Source organism: Fredinandcohnia onubensis, from assembly GCF_002734215.1.
Classification (GTDB): domain Bacteria; phylum Bacillota; class Bacilli; order Bacillales; family Bacillaceae_L; genus Ferdinandcohnia; species Ferdinandcohnia onubensis.
In genome coordinates, this window is the sequence record NZ_NSEB01000002.1 from 280,530 (window position 1) to 298,416 (window position 17,887).

Genomic DNA, 17,887 nt, shown 5'->3' on the forward strand with positions numbered 1-17,887 from the left:
TTGTCTTAAATGGTAATTTCGTAGAATAAGTGCCAGGTTTGGTCGACACTAGGCTGGGAAAAGTGCTATAATGTATTCGGTTACATTTATAATATTTTGGCAATAAAATATTGGGGGATATCGGAGGGGACTACATGGAGGATCTGTTGAATCAGTATTTGAATAATTACTTGATTGTGGTTGTCTTCTTGTTGTTGGGGATTCTACTCCCGATTGTGGCGTTGTTTTTGGGGAAGTTGCTGCGGCCACATGCACCGAGTGAGGAGAAGGCTACTACATATGAGAGTGGGATTGAGCCATTCCATGATTCTCGTGTACAGTTTAATGTACGCTATTATATTTTTGCGTTATTGTTTGTTATTTTTGATGTTGAGACTGTATTTTTATATCCATGGGCAGTTGCCTACGAAAAACTCGGGATTTTCGCATTAGTTGAGATGTTGATTTTCGTCGTTATGCTCGTTATCGGCTTAGTATATGCTTGGAAGAAGGGCGTGTTAAAATGGATTTAAAAATGGATGGAATTTCAGATTTAGAGATGGAAGAATTAAAGAGAAGTGTATTTATGACGACGCTAGAGCAGGTGAAAGGTTGGGCGCGAAGTAATTCGTTGTGGCCACTTACATTTGGTCTAGCTTGTTGTGCAATTGAAATGATGGGGACAGGTTCTTCCCACTATGATTTAGATCGTTTTGGTTCCTTTTTCCGTACGTCTCCACGTCAGTCCGATTGCATGATTGTATCGGGTACAGTGACTAAGAAGATGGCACCGGTTTTAAAGAGATTGTATGACCAGATGCCAGAACCAAAATGGGTCATTGCAATGGGGTCTTGTGCAACGGCGGGGGGTCCTTATGTGAAGTCGTATGCGGTTGTGAAAGGGGTAGACCAGATTGTCCCTGTTGATGTGTACATCCCAGGTTGTCCACCGAATCCGGCTGCACTTATTTACGGGATTAATAAATTAAAAGAGAAGATTCGCTATGAGGCTAAAACGGGGAAGAAGGTGATTTAGCGTGAGCGAAGAAAAAGACCTGGAACAACTTAAGCGAGAGGCTGCAGAGAAGGCGAAGGAAGCTGCAAAAAAGCGACTAGCCGAAAAACAGGCAGCTGAAGCGAAAAATAAAGAGGAATCCAAGGAAGAAAATATAGATATTGCGAAGGCAAAAGCTGCTGCGGCGGCAAAGGCGAAGGCCGCGGCGTTAGCGAAGCAAAAGGCCAAACAACAAGCTGAAGAGGCAACAGTTTCTAATGAAGATTCAGAATCATCTGAAGAGGTAGATATGGACCTTGCGAAAGCAAAAGCAGCAGCGGCAGCGAAGGCGAAGGCCGCAGCACTAGCGAAGCAAAAAGCAGCGGAAGCCGCATCAGCGGACACGTCGGAAGCGGATGACAAGGCAACGGCAAAAGCGAAAGCAGCAGCGGCAGCGAAGGCGAAGGCCGCAGCACTAGCGAAGCAAAAAGCAGCAGAAGCCGCACAAGCGGACACGCCAGATGCAGATGACAAGGCAACGGCGAAAGCAAAAGCAGCGGCGGCAGCGAAGGCGAAGGCCGCAGCATTAGCGAAGCAAAAAGCAGCAGAAGCCGCACAAGCGGACACGCCAGATGCAGATGACAAGGCAACGGCGAAAGCGAAAGCAGCAGCGGCAGCAAAGGCGAAGGCCGCGGCATTAGCGAAGCAAAAAGCGGCTGGTGGAGCAGCGGGTGATGACGACTTAGCAAAGGCTAAGGCAAAGGCAGTTGCGGCAGCGAAAGCGAAGGCTGCAGCACTAGCGAAGCAGAAAGCGGCTGAAAAAGCGGGCGAAGGATCAACAGATGATGAGCTAGCAAAAGCGAAGGCGAAAGCTGTAGCAGCAGCCAAGGCAAAAGCGGCGGCAGCAGCGAAAGCTAAAGCGGCAGCTGGCGGTGGTGGCGACGATCTTGCGAAGGAAAAAGCGAAAGCAATCGCAGCAGCCAAGGCAAAGGCTGCGGCAGCAGCAAAAGCGAAAGCTGCAGCAGGGGGAGCGCCTGAAGGAGAAGTAGAAGAGGCGGCACCATCTCCTAACCAAAAGTATTTGGATAAGTACGTGAAAGTAATCACGGATCACATAGGTGGGGACGTTTTAGAAGATTCATATATTAATACACTATCAAAAGATGTGCCAACACTTGTTGCAAAACCGGATACATATTATAAGGTTGCACAGTTTTTAAAGTTCAATGAACAGCTTGGATTCGATTATCTATCGGAACTCCATGGTACAGACTTCCAAACACATATGGAAATATATGTTCATTTATTCTCTTATAAAAACCGTCAACCTGTTGCTTTAAAAGTGAAACTTGACCGTGATGAGCCAACGACTGCATCCCTACAGCCGTTATGGGAAGGCGCAAATTGGCCAGAGCGGGAAGCATTTGATTTGCTCGGGATTAAATTTGAAGGACATCCAAATTTAACTCGAATCCTAATGCCAGACGACTGGGTGGGACATCCGCTTAGAAAAGACTATGAACCGTTTGACGTGGAGGTGTAGCATATGATTCGTACAGAAGAAATGCTCCTAAATGTAGGGCCGCAGCATCCAAGTACGCACGGCGTATTCCGTCTTGTTGTTAAAATTGACGGAGAAATCATCACAGAAGCTACACCCGTAATTGGATACCTACACCGTGGAACAGAAAAACTTGCAGAGGACTTGCAATACACACAAATCATTCCGTACACAGACAGAATGGACTATTTGTCAGCGATGACGAATAACTATGTACTTTGTCATGCGGTTGAAACAATGATGGACATTGAGGTTCCTGAGCGGGCTGAGTATTTACGCATCCTCGCTATGGAATTGGGAAGAATTGCAAGTCACCTTGTATGGTGGGGTACGTATTTACTTGATATCGGGGCAACAACACCGTTCCTTTATGCGTTTAGAGAAAGAGAAATGATTATTAATCTATTAAATGAACTTTCCGGGGCAAGGCTGACGTTTAACTACATGCGTGTAGGTGGGGTTAAATGGGATGCGCCTGAAGGTTGGATTGAAAAGGTTAAGGAATTTGTTCCATATATGAGGTCACAACTTCCGGGGTATCACCAGCTCGTAACAGGAAATGAAATTTTCCGGGACCGTGTCATTGGAGTTGGAAAGTACACGAGGGAAGATGCATTAAATTACTCTCTAAGTGGTACGAATCTTCGTTGTACAGGTGTCAAATGGGATCTTAGAAAAGATGAGCCATATTCAATCTATGACCGTTTTGATTTTGACGTACCAACGAGAGACGGTGGAGATGCATGGGCACGTTATCACTGCCGTATGGAAGAGATTGAGGAATCTCTTAAAATAGTAGAACAGGCTGTGGAACAATTTCCTGAAGAAGGTCCGATTATGGCAAAGGTTCCGAAAATCATTAAAGCACCAAAAGGTGAAGCATACGTACGAATAGAATCACCACGTGGAGAAATTGGCTGCTATATTTCGAGTGATGGTAAAAAAGAACCGTATCGATTGAAATTCAGACGTCCGTCATTCTACAATCTCCAAATCCTCCCGAAGCTTTTAAAGGGTGAGAATATGGCAAACCTGATCACCATTTTAGGTGCAATAGACATTGTCCTCGGGGAGGTTGACGGCTAATGATAGAAAACCTACTGAATTCACCTCCGAGTTGGCTGAATTTTGGTATTTTCTTTTTACTTGCTACCGTCTTATTATTAGTCATCCTAGGATTCGTTACTTATGGAATCCTTGCTGAGCGTAAGGTGATGGGGTTTATGCAAGCTCGTCAGGGTCCGAATCAAGTAGGGGGACGCTGGGGACTTTTACAAACAGTGGCTGACGTATTAAAGCTTCTTTTAAAAGAAGACGTGATTCCGAAAGTTGCGGACCGTCCCTTGTTTATTCTTGCACCAGTGCTTGCGTTTGCTCCAGCCTTCATGGTTGTAGCAGCACTTCCGTTTACGGATAGTTATAGATTTGCTGATATTGGAGTGGGTTTGCTCTATTACATCGCCGTATCTGGACTTACAACGATTGGAATTGTCGCCGGTGGTTGGGCATCGAATAACAAATATGCCCTCATGGGAGGAATGCGTGCAGCGGCACAGATGATTTCCTATGAAATTCCACTGGTGATGTCAGTGATTGGGGTTATCTTATTATCTGGAAGCTTGAATCTTTCTGATATTGTGGAAGCTCAGGATAAGGTTTGGTTTATTTTTGCACAGCCGATTGCCTTTATTGTGTTTTTTATCGCGTCTGTTGCCGAGCTAAACCGTGTGCCATTTGACTTACCCGAAGCAGAATCAGAGATTGTTGCTGGTTTCCATGTTGAGTATTCAGGATTTAGATGGGCCTTCTTTATGCTTGCCGAATATGTGTATATGTTTGCGATGGCAGCCTTAACGACAGTTCTTTTCTTAGGAGGCTGGAAACCAGTATTATTCTTAGACTTTATTCCAGGTGCCGTATGGTTCTCCTTAAAGTTTAGCTTGGTAATCTTTGTCTTAATCTGGTTCCGTTCCACCTTCCCACGTTTACGTGCGGACAGACTGATGGAATTCGGTTGGAAAGTACTCCTTCCAATCGCATTAGCAAACATTTTCTTATCAGCTTTAATTAAGGAATTATTTTTCTAAAAAGGATTCGTGAATCGAAACTACCTTATAAAGGGGTGACAAACTATGTTTGGCTTGCTGAAAGGGATGAAATATACCCTTAATCAATTAACCTATAAAAAAGTCACATATGATTATCCGAATGAACCACTACCACTACCAGATCGCTTTCGTGGTATTCAAAAATTTTATCCGGAAAAATGTATCGTATGTAATCAATGTGCCAACATTTGTCCAACCGATTGTATCCAGCTAACCGGGAAAAAACACCCTGACCCGACTAAAAAAGGGAAGATTATTGATACCTATGATATTAACTTTGAAATTTGTATTCTATGTGACCTTTGTACAGAGGTTTGCCCGACGGAAGCAATCGTTATGACAAACAACTTCGAACTAGCGGAATACAGTCGTGATGACTTATTTAAAAACCTTGAGTGGTTAGATGAAAATGATACGAACGTGCGAAAGGAGAATAAAGCGTGACTGGAGAATTTTTAGCATTCATAGTCCTAGCAATTAGTGCGATTGGCGGCGGTATATTAATGCTGAACCTCCAAAAGGTCATCCACATGGTAATCGCACTTGTATTCACCTTCATTAGTATCGCAGGTTTGTATGTGATGCTTCACGCGGAATTCGTTGCAGCTGTGCAAGTCTTAATTTACTCAGGGGCCATTACGATTTTAATGCTCTTCGGTATTATGCTGACGAAACATAATGACACAAATGAACCAAAAGTAAGTCGTGGTCGAACCTTTCTTGTTATTTTTGGAATCCTTGCATTTGGTATTGCTGTTTACCTTGGCATTTACGATTTGGATTTTGGGGGGCAAGCAACAGACCTACATGTGAACAATACAGAGAAGATTGGAATGGAGCTTTATGCAAAATACGTGATTCCATTTGAATTAACATCAGTTGTTTTACTTGTGGCGTTAGTAGGGGCAATCATTTTAGCGAAAAAAGACAATGAAGAGGAGGCGAATGAGGAATGAGTTCTGTTCCATTAGCAGCCTACCTTATCCTCGCATTAATTTTATTTTGTATTGGTCTTTACGGGGCATTCACAAAAAGAAATACAGTTATTGTGTTAATTTCAGTTGAATTGATGCTAAATGCAGTAAATATCAATTTCGTGGCTTTTAGTAAATACGGAATGGTCCCTGGAATTACGGGGCAAATTTTCTCACTGTTTACGATCGCCATTGCGGCAGCTGAATTTGCTGTTGGTCTAGCTATTCTGATGGCATTGTACCGAAATAAACGCACAGTTAATATTGATGAAATGAATACGATGAAGCATTAATTTAGCCTTTGGTGGAGAACAAAACGCTAAGTCGTATGCGATAAAGTACCGGTAAAGGTTGTGGAACCAAATGTTCTGCTCACCTTAGCCGCAAGCCAAAGAAGGGGATTGTGATACGATGATGGAAAATGCATGGATCATACCGCTTTTCCCGCTTATCTCTTTTTTGTTCCTTCTTATATTCGGTAAACGATTGAAGGAGTCGAGTGCGTATCTTGGCATTCTGCTAACATTTATTTCATTCGTCTACTCGGTGTTGGTTCTCATTTCGAGACTTGGGAACCCAACATACAAATATGAGAGCACGTGGTTATCAATTGGGGATGTTCACTTAACAGCGGGGTTTGAAGTCAATCAATTAAATGCACTTATGTTAGTGGTAGTATCGCTTGTCAGTTTTTTAGTACATATGTATTCAAAAGGGTATATGCATGGTGATGAGCGCTTTCCTGTCTTTTATGCGTACCTTGGGTTATTTACCTTTGCGATGTTAGGCTTGGTCATTTCTCCAAACCTTCTTCAAACGTATATTTTCTGGGAACTTGTTGGACTTGGTTCATTCCTATTAATTGGTTTCTATTTCTATAAGGAAGAAGCAAAAGCTGCAGCAAAAAAAGCGTTTATTATGACGCGTATCGGGGATGTTGGCTTATTAATTGGGATGATTCTATTATTCTGGCAAGTTAACAGCTTTGAATATGATGAAATTTTTAGCGCTGTTGGTGCTGGAGATATTTCACCAACCATGATCACCTTAACTGCGATTTTAATTTTTGTGGGTGCTGTTGGTAAATCCGGTCAATTCCCACTTCACACATGGTTACCGGATGCGATGGAAGGTCCGACACCTGTATCAGCTTTAATTCACGCAGCTACAATGGTTGCGGCAGGGGTTTATTTAGTGGCAACGACTTATCCTTTATTTGCTGCTAGTGATGCCGCGTTGATGACAGTTGCAATTATCGGAGGAATTACCGCCATTTTTGCAGCATCAATAGGTTTAGCACAAAAGGATATAAAACGTGTCCTGGCATACTCTACGGTGAGTCAGCTCGGCTATATGATGCTTGCATTAGGATCTGCTGGGTATGTTGCAGGTGTTTTCCATTTAATGACACATGCTTTCTTTAAAGCGTTGTTGTTCTTGGCAGCGGGTAGCGTCATCCATGCTGTTCATACACAGAACATTGATGAAATGGGCGGTTTGTGGAAAAAACTTCGCATTACAGGTCCGTTATTCTTAGTTGGAACCTTAGCCATTAGTGGTGTTCCACTTTTCTCAGGATTTTTCAGTAAGGATGAAATCTTAATTGCGACCTGGGCACAAGGGAATTACGTTCTGTTCTGGTTAGCAGTGATAGCGGCATTCTTTACTGCATTTTATATGTTCCGCTTGTTCTTCATGGTGTTCACTGGTAAGCCAAGAGGAAAACAAACGAATGTCAAAGAATCACCAAATGTGATGACGATTCCGATGATTGTTCTCGGTGTTTTAGCGGTTGTAGCTGGATATGTGAACACACCTTGGTTTGGGACCTTTTTAGGGGATTGGTTAACTGAAGGTACAAACCTATATGGACCAGGTCATCACGAAGGGCCAGGCTGGATTATGGCTGTTGCAACATTTGCATCCCTATTAGGACTACTGCTTGCCTATGCAATGTATCAACGGAAGTCCATTTCAAGAGACTTTTTCAGCTCTCGCGCACCAATTATGTATAGCATCGTCTATAACAAATATTTTATTGATGAATTTTACAACATGACCGTTGTGTACGCGACAAAGGTATTTAGTTTATTCCTTCGTTATATCGATGAATTTTTAGTAGGTGGCATTGTAAAAGGCGTGGCAATGGCAACACAAGGAATCGGAAAGCTTGGAGCTAAGCTTCAAAATGGGCAAGTTCAAATGTACACTTCCGTTGCCTTTGTTGGATTAGCGATTTTACTACTGGTTGTGGCACTGACAGGGGGGTACTTAAGATGAGCTCATTTATTCTTTCGCTTTTAGTATTCTTCCCGATTTTAGGTATTGCACTACTTGCTTTTGTACCAAAAACTGAGGAAAAAACGATTAAATTAGTTGGTGTTTTAGCTACCATTCCTTCACTCGTATTGGCTCTTTATGTGTACGGGTTTTATACAGGTGGCGGAGACCTTTCAACGCTTAAGGAATCAGTCTATTGGTTTGGCTTTCTACCAAAAGGGAATCCGTGGGAAGTCAATTATGAGATGGGCCTAAACGGTCTATCCTTAGTACTCGTTCTTTTAACAACCGTGATCTCAACACTCGCTGCAATTGCATCCGTTCATATTAAAAAGGAATGGAAAGGCTATTTCATGCTCTTCCTTTTACTTGAACTTGGAATGCTTGGCGTATTTACAGCAGGGAACCTACTATTGTTCTTCGTCTTTTTTGAAATGACGTTAATCTCTACTTTTTTCCTCATTGGGAAGTGGGGATATTTTGAAAAAGAAAAAGCGGCATTTAGCTTTTTAATCTATAACGGATTAGGTTCCGCGATCTTGCTGATTGTAATTATGATCATTTTCGCAAAGGCTGGAACGACGAATATTTCAGCACTGACGGCGATTTTTGCTAGCCCGGCTGATAGCTTGCCGATTCCGGGTACATTTTCTGAGGACTTAAAACTTGGCTTATTGATTGCGATCATTATCGGATTTGGGATTAAATTACCGATTTTTCCACTTCATACATGGATGCTTCGTGTTCACGTACAAGCACCGCCATCCATTGTCATGATTCACTCAGGAATCCTTTTAAAAATTGGAGCATACGGGATCATCCGCTTCGGAATGGGCTTCTTCCCAGCTGAGTTCAGCACATTGGCACCGATTGTTGCGGTGCTTGGAGTAATCAATCTGCTGTATGGAGCATTTTTAGCATTCGTCCAAAAAGACTTCAAAATGGTTCTAGCGTACTCAAGTATTTCGCATATGGGAATTGTGTTGATAGGGCTTGGTGCGATGAATGAAGCAGGAGTGCAAGGAGCCGTATTCCAAGTCGTGTCACATGGCTTGATTTCTGCATTATTGTTCTTCTTAATTGGGGTCATGTACGAGCGTGCAGGAACATCGTATATTGATAAGCTTGGTGGGCTTGCAAAAGTAATGCCACTAACGGCTGGATTCTTATTAGCAGCAGCAATGGCTTCACTTGGTTTACCAGGGATGTCCGGATTCGTTAGTGAATTCATGGCGTTCCTTGGGCTGTTTAAGGAAATGCCAGTTCTCGCTGCGGTGGGGGCAATAGGCATCATTATGACTGCTGTGTATTTACTCCGTGCTGTGTTAAATGTGACATATGGTAAGACCATTCAATCCTATGAGGGAGCAGTTGATTTACGTCCAATTGAAATGGTACCGGTATTGGTGTTACTTGCGTTTATCGTATTGATTGGTGTTTATCCTAACGTGCTTACACAGCCACTTCAGGTTGCACTTGAAACGATCATGCTAGGGTTAGGAGGGTGAGCCGATGGATACAGAAACTTTACTAAGCTTTGATTGGGGAGTTATGGCACCTGAATTTATTATCCTCGGTGTTGCAACCCTTCTATCGTTACTGGATTTATTTATGGGAAAAGACAAGGACCGACGGCCACTCGGTTGGATTGGAATTGTAGGAATCCTTGTTGCAATCGGGTTTACGGTTTCCTTAATCGGAAATGATGTCACATCGATTTTGTACGATACATTTAGACTGGATTCGTTTGCGATTGCTTTTAAATTGATTTTATTAGTGGGAACAGGACTTGTTCTCTTGCTGGCAATGAGCTATGAACCTGAAGAGGGGATGGTTGAGTATCGTGGTGAGTTTTACTACCTACTTTTAGCCGCACTCTTAGGTACGATGGTTATGACATCTAGTGCTGACTTGATTACATTATTTGTCGGGTTAGAATTGCTCTCGATTTCTTCATATATATTAGCTGGACTTCGAAAGCGCAATCGACTATCAAATGAGTCCGCAATGAAATATGTAATAAACGGAACGGTTTCTACAGCCATCTTTTTATTCGGTGTCAGCTATGTCTATGGACTCACTGGCACCTCGAATTTAAGAGAGATTTTCGGAGCGTTCGGAAACCTTCAGGACCCGCAGCATATTTATCTTGTTGCACTTGCTTTGTTTATGATCGTAGTTGGACTTTCCTTTAAAATCGCGGCTGCTCCATTCCATATGTGGGCACCTGATGTATATCAAGGAGCACCAACTCCTGTTACGGCATTTTTAAGTGTTATTTCAAAGACAGCAGGCTTTGTTATTCTATTAAGAATTGTCGTGACAGGGTTCGTCCAAGCACCATCTGGAAACGCTGAAGCAGAATATTTATTGTTCCACCTACAAGACCTATTAGCTATAATCGCAGGTGCAACGATGATTATTGGTAATACGATAGCACTTAGACAACGAAATATAAAGCGGATGATGGCTTACTCAAGTATTGCCCACGCAGGATATCTATTAGTAGCATTTGTCGCTTTCTCTTATTTTATGATGGATGCGATTTGGTTCTATTTAGTTGCTTATCTTTTCATGAGTCTTGGATTCTTCGCGATTCTTCAGGTGATCACGCAGAAATCTGACTCAGAGGATATTAGTCAATTTGCTGGTTTATATAAGCGCTCACCCGTGTTAGCCGTTGCGCTTGGCGTGTTTATCCTTTCATTAGCGGGTATCCCGGGAACAGCAGGCTTTATCGGAAAACTAGAGATTTTCATTGGAGCTTTTGTAACGAGTCCATCCCATTATGTGCTGGCATCGATTATGATTGCAACAACCGTTGTATCCTATTTCTATTACTTCGGAATTTTAACGCAGATGTTCTTTAGACCTGCTGCAAACGATGCGAAAATTAAATTACCTACAGGTGTGTTGATTGTCGTGATTGTTGCAGTCGTTGGAACAATTGGCTTTGGAATCTTCCCGGGTGTCGCCTTCGAATTCATCCAGCAATTCGAAAGCTTTGCGGATTTTATAGGTTAAAATTTGGGTGGCAGCATGAAGTGTTGCCATTCCCTTTTCAAACAAATAGGGGTGTATGAGAAGAAGAGGTATGGGGATGCCTCTTCTTTTGTTTTGGAGTGTGGGACTGGGACCAAGGGGACGGTTCTTGTGGTTCTCCATATAATGGAAAATTTTAAAATCTTCCCTGCTTGTGCGTTTTTTACCTGTGACCAGTAGAACCGTCCCTATGGTTCTTATTGTAGCTTTTTGTAGGCTTGTTTTTGAGGACTTCTGTCATAGAAAATGCTAAAATGTAGTGGTGTGTGTTTCATACATATTTCCTTCTTATATAGAAAGGAGTGGGTTTATGTTAGCTGGATTTGGGTATCAAGCACTTATAAGTATTATTTCACATTTAATTTTTATTGCAGTCACCTGGTGGGCGCTGCAAAGCATTCGGTATGAGCATTTGGTGAAGCCGAATCATATATTTCAGGTGCGCGTTCTTCTCGTTCTTGTGACAATTGCGATTGGATCTACCGTCAGCAACTTTTTCTTAGATTATCTTCTTTGGTCACAACAATTACCAACAATCTTAAATTAACTGTTACTATATCCTTTTTGAATGAATAATATATGCAAGAAGTTTAAGGTAAAAAATGCTCGTTTTCATCTGTTCTCTCCACTACTTTCCACGTATTTCAGTGATACATCTGGAAAAAATGTAAGTAAGGAGAGGAAATTAAATAAGAGCACGAGTAATAATGCCTTTTTTTAAAACATTCCTTAGTATACCAATGGCATAGAAAAATACATTGGTTTTTGCTGGAAATAGAATACGAAGGAACAATAGGTTGATGATTTTCACGGAAGAATCGCCCCACGTGGTGGCCCGCAAGTTAGTCCCTTCTTGAAATGTCATCAAATATACTTACTTTTTCAAGATAGTTATCCGCATAAGTAAAACTGTCTAAAAAAGAAGACAAACCCTCAAAAAAACAAAGTTCCTTACGTATAACATGTACTATGTGAGTTATGTAAAATTTTCATGTAAAAACATTCCTACAAATGACCTGAATTTTTTCGACAATTATTGCGAAAATACCACAATTTTCACTTGTGCCAGTGAATGCTTAAGTGATATGATGTAACTTGGTTTTGTGTAAAAAATGAACCTTTCAAAACAATGAGGATATGCCCGTTTAGCAACGAGCTAGCCTATTATTTAAAAACAAGCGTGATTGGGTACAATCACATCAAAATAGAGACACTTGCCCGGTGGTTTGCATATACTACAGCAGTGTGAATGTACTTTCTCACAAAAAAAGGTATGAATGTAATAAGATTGGGTTCTTTTAACGCATTCGAGATGGAACACCAATTGTCATGAATGAATATGAATATATAGAAAATGGGACGCGGAGGGGAATACCTTGGAAAAAATCATCGTCCGCGGCGGTCGTAAGCTAAACGGCACAGTCAAAGTAGAAGGCGCAAAGAACGCCGTTTTGCCAGTTATCGCTGCATCCTTATTAGCAAGTAATGGAAAAAGTGTAATAAATGAAGTACCCACGCTCTCAGATGTGTATACGATTAATGAGGTATTACGCTATTTAAATGCAGATGTTACGTTTGCAAACAATCAAATCGTTGTTGATGCATCAAGAGAGCTAAAAACGGAAGCACCTTTTGAATATGTTCGAAAAATGCGCGCATCTGTACTAGTCATGGGATCATTGCTTGCACGCAATGGCCATGCGAGAGTTGCTCTTCCTGGCGGCTGTGCAATTGGCTCAAGACCGATTGACCAGCATCTAAAAGGATTCGAAGCAATGGGTGCAGTTGTGAAAGTTGGAAATGGATATATCGATGCCGAGGTCAATGGTAGACTTCGTGGTGCAAAAGTATATATGGATTTCCCAAGCGTTGGAGCTACTGAAAACATCATGATGGCTGCTACATTAGCAGACGGCATGACGACTATTGAAAACTGTGCGAAAGAACCGGAAATTGTGGATCTAGCCAACTTCCTTAATGCAATGGGAGCAAACGTTAGAGGCGCAGGTACTGGCACAATTCGTATTGAAGGTGTAAAAGAATTGCATGGGGCAACTCACAATATTATCCCTGATCGTATTGAAGCAGGCACATTCATGGTGGCAGCTGCAATCACAGGCGGTAATGTTCTTGTTCAAGGTGCAGTACCAGAACACCTAAGCTCATTAATTGCAAAAATGGAAGAAATGGGCGTTACCATCATTGAAGAACAAGATGGTTTACGTGTCATTGGTCCAGATCAATTAAAGGCTGTGGATATTAAAACCATGCCACATCCTGGTTTCCCAACAGATATGCAATCACAAATGATGGCATTATTACTTCGTGCAAAAGGCACTAGTATGATCACGGAAACTGTATTTGAAAATCGCTTTATGCATGTCGAGGAATTCCGACGCATGAACGGTGACATCAAAATTGAAGGCCGTTCTGTTATCATCAACGGAGAATCCCAGCTTCAAGGAGCTGAAGTAGCTGCAACTGATTTACGTGCTGCTGCTGCACTTATTCTTTCCGGATTGGTTGCAGATGGATACACACGTGTTACAGAACTTAAGCACTTAGACCGTGGTTATGTGGACTTCCACCAAAAGCTTGCGGCAATAGGTGCTGATATCGAACGTATAAATGAAGCAACAGATAGCCTAGTGGAAGAAGCAAAAGTAAACTTTTAACTAACCACGTAAAAAGCTAGGGACATTACCCATACAAGGTAATATCTCTAGCTTTTTTATTTTTATTCATATTATTAATCTTTTTTTATAATAGGAATGATATTTGCAATGATAAGAAGTAGGAATATAACGCCTGTCGCGCGAGAGTTTGGATTTTCTGTGATGAAAAAATTATAAACGGTAATTAACAAAGCGAGTGCAAGACATATACTACTTATCAAGTTTTTACTCATCTTACTCGTTTCCCCTTTTATTTTATAATGGTAATACTAGGAAAATTGTACTATGAGTGGTAGATAATAGAATACAAATATTTTTCTGCTATTAAATGTCATAAAAGCTTGTCCACTACCATAGATATTGATATATAGGTGCATGTTTACGTTCGTGCATTAATTTCAAAGTGGAGGCTTGCATTCATGAAACAGATTAAACCAATCATTGTACTAGTTTCTGTCCTTTTTGTCTTAATTTTATTGATTCCATCAATGCTTGTCATTCCGTTCTCTGATAAAGGTGCGGGAAAGCTAGCTGAAGAGCGACAATCAAATCCGGAACCGCCTCAAATCGCTTCAGGGCCAACAGTGGAGGTTGCCGTTCACCGCGTAAGTGCTCAAAGAATCGAAAATGTTCCACTGGAGGAATATGTGGTAGGAGTGCTCGCAATGGAAATGCCTGCAGATTTTGAGTTAGAGGCATTAAAAGCACAAGCACTAGCAGCAAGAACATATGTGGTTAGACAAATGCTGAGTGAACAAAAATTAAAGGTGCCAAATGGTGCTGATGTTTCAGATACGGTCAGTCATCAGGTTTATAAAAACAACGAGGAACTAAAAGCCCAATGGAAAGGCGACTATGATTGGAAAATCGAAAAAATCAGGCAAGCCGTCAAGAAAACACAAGGGCAAATTATAACCTTTAATGGTGAACCAATTGATGCCGTATTTTACTCGACAAGTAATGGCTATACAGAAGACTCGGAGAACGTTTGGAAAAACGCAGTACCATACCTAAAAAGTGTTGAGAGCCCATGGGATGTTAATACAGAAAAATTTCATTCTCAAGTAAACATGCCTGTATCCGAATTTGAGAATAAGTTAGGGATTAAGCTTGGCAATGGTAACGATGTTGGCAAGATTACTTCCAGAACGAAATCAAATCGTGTAGCATCTGTTGAAGTTGGGGGCAAGACATTTACAGGGGTGCAAGTGCGTGATGCATTAGGGCTTCGATCTAGTGATTTTAGTTGGGAGCGTAAAGGCAGCCACATCGTCATTCAAACGAAGGGCTACGGACACGGGGTTGGCATGAGTCAATATGGCGCCGACGGAATGGCGAAGGAAGGTAAAAGCTACAAGGACATTGTGACACATTACTATCAAGGCGTAGAAATCTCGTCCACAGAGAACTTTGTAAATAAATTAACAGTGAAAAAATAAATGCAGAGGGGCTACTTGCCCTCTGCATTTTTGCTGTTTAAGCCTTCCACCCAGTTGAGGAGCTTTTTAATCCCCGGCAGTTTTTCTCCAAAATAACTAACTTTTACAATCGTATAAAGCGCAAGCACGCCAATTGTGTCTTTAACAAGATCGATTACAGTCGCAGATCGGTATGGGACAAAGTACTGGTGCAGCTCGTCGGAAAAACCATAGGCGATGGCGATTACTGCAGAAAGGAGATTGGTTTTGGGGCTGAACTTTCCTTGCACAAGGAAAAACAATACCCACAGCCCGTACAGAATTCCAAATTCGATGAGGTGCAGCGATTCTTTAAACGCCCGGTCCCACGAAAACGGAGTGTTTACAATCGCATCCGACGGAAGACTCGACAAAATAAAAATTAAGATCATATATAAAAAGGGTGCTATTAACAGAAGTAGTCGTAATAAAGCTTTCATGAAAGATTCTCCTTATAGAAAATGTACCTACATAGTATAGCATTCATTGGGGGTGTGAGGGGGGATGAGTTTTTGTACTTTCTTGGGATGGTATGCTGACAATGTTCTTTTATTAGGGTTATGAAAGGGAAAACGCAACGGGGCTATCATCGAAATCCTCTTCATCGTGTTTATGAAGAGGAAAACGGAAGGATGGTTGAGCACGAATCCCCTTCATTGTGTTTATGAAAGGGAAAACGGAAGGAAGTTGGCGGTCGAATCCCCTTCATCGTGTTTATGAAGAGGAAAACGGAAGGAAGGTGTCGCACGGATCCCCTTCATTGTGTTTATGAAGAGGAAAACGTAAGGAGGGTGGCGCTCCAAATCCTCTTCATCGAGGTTATGAAGACCCGAACGAGCAGGCGAGTCTCGTGTAAAGTCCTTCATCGGCGTTATGAAGTCTCGAACGAGCAAGCAAGCCTCCTATAAAGTCCTTCATCGACGTTATGAAGTCCCGAACGAACATGCGAGTCTCGTGTAAAGTCCTTCATCAAAGTTATATAAAGTACATCCCCCAACCCCGCCCCTCAATCAAAAGGTCTCCACCAACTCCCGAACCTAACAAATCACACTAAACTTAAAAAAACAACGTCCAACTGGACCCCTTTTCGAAAAAAATTTCGATTCTATGAATAATATTTTAGGCTTTGTCGAAAAATAATCGAAAAAAATTTTTTGAAAATGTATATAATTCCGCGAATGTGTTCAGAATGGTTGCTGAGGTGATAAACATGAGAGAGGAAGAAAAGAAACGTACTTCTCAAAAATCAAGTTTACAACGTTTATTTAGAAAGCGTTGGGTGTTTCCAGCAATCTATCTAGTAAGTGCAGCACTTATTTTAACCGCGGTTTTATGGTTCACAGGCAATAACGATGTAGCAGATGATGTAAAGAATGGTGAGAATCAACCAGGAACTGCTACAGGTGAAGAGCCAAGTCTACCGGTAAACCAAGGTGCAGAAAACTTTAAGATGCCTGTCATTGACGAAGATGCAATCCAAGTCTTTAGGGAATTCTACGATGCAGAAGCTTCAGCAGAAAAGCAAGAAGCAGCTCTTGTAGTCTATAACAATATTTATTCCCCTAACAAAGGAATTGATATCGTCGCGAAAAATGGTGAGACATTTGAAGTTGTTGCATCATTAGCTGGAACTGTAACACGTGCAGAAAAAGATCCATTACACGGAAATGTTGTCGAAGTCGAGCATTCTGACGGTGTTGTAACAATGTATCAATCTCTTGCAGACTTAAAAGTAGCAAAAGGTGACGTAGTAGAACAAGGTGAAGTCCTTGGAATGGCTGGCGAAAATCAGTATGACGAAGAAGCCGCAATTCACGTTCACTTTGAAATCCGTAACAACGGTGTTGCTGTTAATCCAATTGAGTTCTTTGGACAATCCCTAACTGCACTTGAAGAAAGTGAGCAAGGGACAGAAGACAAAGAAGCTGCTACGAAGGAAGAAGACAAGCAGCCTGCAGAAGATAAGCAACCAAAAGAAGAAGAGAAACCAGAAGATAGTAAAAAGCCTGCAGATGAAGAAGGCACGCCTGCTGACGATGAAGGATCAAAAGATGAGGACGATGCAAACTCAAAAGAAGAGGAAAATGCACACTCAACTGATGCTTCAATCGGAATGGCAAAAGCATAAGCCAGGAGAAATAGTAGTCTAGCCTGTGGTGGCAACTTTAGCTAATAATCCAACCGATTACCCAATAGGGTAGTCGGTTTTTTTGTGGAAGGTTCCGTGTGCTGTAAAAATATGGTGGGACGAGGGACCTGTCCCCGTGTCCCATGGTATAATCAGGTAAAAAGATAGAGGGCAGTGAAATGAAAAATTCAGAAGATATCTGGAATGAAGTCATCCACAAGATTTGTAGTATTGATTTTCCATCAGAAGATCAAACGCTAAACGAGGCGTTTCTTGTTTTTCAGTACTACTCAGAACTTGAAAGTGGTGGGCACGAGGCTTTGCTCAATTGGTGGAATGAGTATATTTCAAAAGTGGGCATAACGACATACATAAAAGAACTTACCCAAATTCTCGAAAAAATTAGTGCACAGGACTATGCCGTCATTTTACAAAAGTACGGCGAAGAAATGTGGAAAAACTTTGTTGCCTTGGAAAATGGAGAAATCGACGAGGTCCCATTTTATCAGGTAATCGAAAAAGCCGACGGAGATTATTATAGTCTGGAAGATAAGCTTCAACAGCTACTAGAATCTTATTTTGTGAGCATCCATACCGACATATTAGAATAAATAACCAAACAGCGACCATGATAGAAATGGTTGCTTTTTTATGGGACGGAGGGACAGTGAACTGTGCCCCCAATTTTA

Annotated in this window: 17 protein-coding genes; 16 read left to right on the forward strand and 1 reads right to left on the reverse strand. The window is 41.7% G+C overall.

Going from position 1 to position 17,887, the window contains the following annotated elements; genetic code table 11:
* Positions 1-134: 134 nt before the first annotated feature.
* The 14 genes from CKK03_RS01780 (at position 135) to spoIID (ending at position 15,052) form a co-directional block, all read left to right on the forward strand.
* Positions 135-512 (forward strand): NADH-quinone oxidoreductase subunit A, encoded by a 378-nt coding sequence (locus CKK03_RS01780; protein ID WP_099360914.1) that lies wholly within the window; start codon positions 135-137, stop codon positions 510-512.
* Positions 503-1,015: a NuoB/complex I 20 kDa subunit family protein gene (locus CKK03_RS01785; protein WP_099354573.1), complete on the forward strand. Its 513-nt coding sequence runs from the start codon at positions 503-505 to the stop codon at positions 1,013-1,015. The genes CKK03_RS01780 and CKK03_RS01785 overlap by 10 nt, the downstream gene beginning before the upstream one ends.
* A 1-nt stretch (position 1,016) precedes the next feature.
* Positions 1,017-2,516 (forward strand): NADH-quinone oxidoreductase subunit C, encoded by a 1,500-nt coding sequence (locus CKK03_RS01790; RefSeq protein ID WP_099360915.1) that lies wholly within the window; start codon positions 1,017-1,019, stop codon positions 2,514-2,516.
* A 3-nt stretch (positions 2,517-2,519) separates the two neighbouring features.
* Positions 2,520-3,620: an NADH-quinone oxidoreductase subunit D gene (locus tag CKK03_RS01795; protein WP_099360916.1), complete on the forward strand. Its 1,101-nt coding sequence runs from the start codon at positions 2,520-2,522 to the stop codon at positions 3,618-3,620.
* Positions 3,620-4,621 carry an NADH-quinone oxidoreductase subunit NuoH gene (nuoH, locus tag CKK03_RS01800; RefSeq protein ID WP_099360917.1) on the forward strand — a complete coding sequence of 334 codons (1,002 nt, stop codon included), beginning with the start codon at positions 3,620-3,622 and terminating at the stop codon, positions 4,619-4,621. Before CKK03_RS01795 ends, nuoH begins: the two co-directional genes overlap by 1 nt.
* A gap of 45 nt (positions 4,622-4,666) precedes the next feature.
* Positions 4,667-5,086 (forward strand): NADH-quinone oxidoreductase subunit NuoI, encoded by a 420-nt coding sequence (nuoI, locus tag CKK03_RS01805; RefSeq protein ID WP_010677182.1) that lies wholly within the window; start codon positions 4,667-4,669, stop codon positions 5,084-5,086.
* Positions 5,083-5,598 carry an NADH-quinone oxidoreductase subunit J gene (locus tag CKK03_RS01810; protein WP_099360918.1) on the forward strand — a complete coding sequence of 172 codons (516 nt, stop codon included), beginning with the start codon at positions 5,083-5,085 and terminating at the stop codon, positions 5,596-5,598. Before nuoI ends, CKK03_RS01810 begins: the two co-directional genes overlap by 4 nt.
* Entirely contained in the window at positions 5,595-5,909 is a 315-nt protein-coding gene (gene nuoK / locus CKK03_RS01815) for an NADH-quinone oxidoreductase subunit NuoK (RefSeq protein ID WP_099354568.1), read from the forward strand. Before CKK03_RS01810 ends, nuoK begins: the two co-directional genes overlap by 4 nt.
* Before the next feature lie 118 nt (positions 5,910-6,027).
* The gene (gene nuoL / locus CKK03_RS01820; RefSeq protein ID WP_099360919.1) at positions 6,028-7,896 is read left to right on the forward strand and encodes an NADH-quinone oxidoreductase subunit L; all 1,869 of its coding nucleotides are present in this window, start codon (positions 6,028-6,030) and stop codon (positions 7,894-7,896) included.
* Complete coding sequence (locus CKK03_RS01825) at positions 7,893-9,404, forward strand: NADH-quinone oxidoreductase subunit M (protein ID WP_099360920.1); 1,512 nt, start codon at positions 7,893-7,895, stop codon at positions 9,402-9,404. The genes nuoL and CKK03_RS01825 overlap by 4 nt, the downstream gene beginning before the upstream one ends.
* A gap of 4 nt (positions 9,405-9,408) precedes the next feature.
* Positions 9,409-10,920, forward strand: a complete 1,512-nt coding sequence (gene nuoN, locus CKK03_RS01830) for an NADH-quinone oxidoreductase subunit NuoN (RefSeq protein ID WP_099360921.1) — start codon at positions 9,409-9,411, stop codon at positions 10,918-10,920.
* A gap of 328 nt (positions 10,921-11,248) precedes the next feature.
* Positions 11,249-11,485 (forward strand): DUF1146 family protein, encoded by a 237-nt coding sequence (locus CKK03_RS01840; protein ID WP_099354564.1) that lies wholly within the window; start codon positions 11,249-11,251, stop codon positions 11,483-11,485.
* 829 nt (positions 11,486-12,314) lie between these two features.
* Positions 12,315-13,613: a UDP-N-acetylglucosamine 1-carboxyvinyltransferase gene (gene murA, locus CKK03_RS01845; RefSeq protein WP_099354563.1), complete on the forward strand. Its 1,299-nt coding sequence runs from the start codon at positions 12,315-12,317 to the stop codon at positions 13,611-13,613.
* Positions 13,614-14,032: 419 nt separating this feature from the next.
* The gene (spoIID, locus tag CKK03_RS01850) at positions 14,033-15,052 is read left to right on the forward strand and encodes a stage II sporulation protein D (RefSeq protein ID WP_099360923.1); all 1,020 of its coding nucleotides are present in this window, start codon (positions 14,033-14,035) and stop codon (positions 15,050-15,052) included.
* 11 nt (positions 15,053-15,063) lie between these two features.
* Here spoIID and CKK03_RS01855 read toward each other — a convergent pair whose 3' ends face one another.
* Positions 15,064-15,510 carry a VanZ family protein gene (locus CKK03_RS01855; RefSeq protein ID WP_099360924.1) on the reverse strand — a complete coding sequence of 149 codons (447 nt, stop codon included), beginning with the start codon at positions 15,508-15,510 and terminating at the stop codon, positions 15,064-15,066.
* A gap of 770 nt (positions 15,511-16,280) precedes the next feature.
* Here CKK03_RS01855 and spoIIQ point away from each other — a divergent pair.
* Together spoIIQ and CKK03_RS01870 are read left to right on the forward strand one after the other, a co-directional pair.
* On the forward strand, positions 16,281-17,198 hold the full coding sequence (gene spoIIQ, locus CKK03_RS01865; RefSeq protein WP_099360926.1) for a stage II sporulation protein SpoIIQ: 918 nt from the start codon (positions 16,281-16,283) through the stop codon (positions 17,196-17,198).
* Between the two features lie 179 nt (positions 17,199-17,377).
* Positions 17,378-17,809: a DMP19 family protein gene (locus CKK03_RS01870; protein WP_099360927.1), complete on the forward strand. Its 432-nt coding sequence runs from the start codon at positions 17,378-17,380 to the stop codon at positions 17,807-17,809.
* The last annotated feature ends 78 nt before the right edge of the window (positions 17,810-17,887 follow it).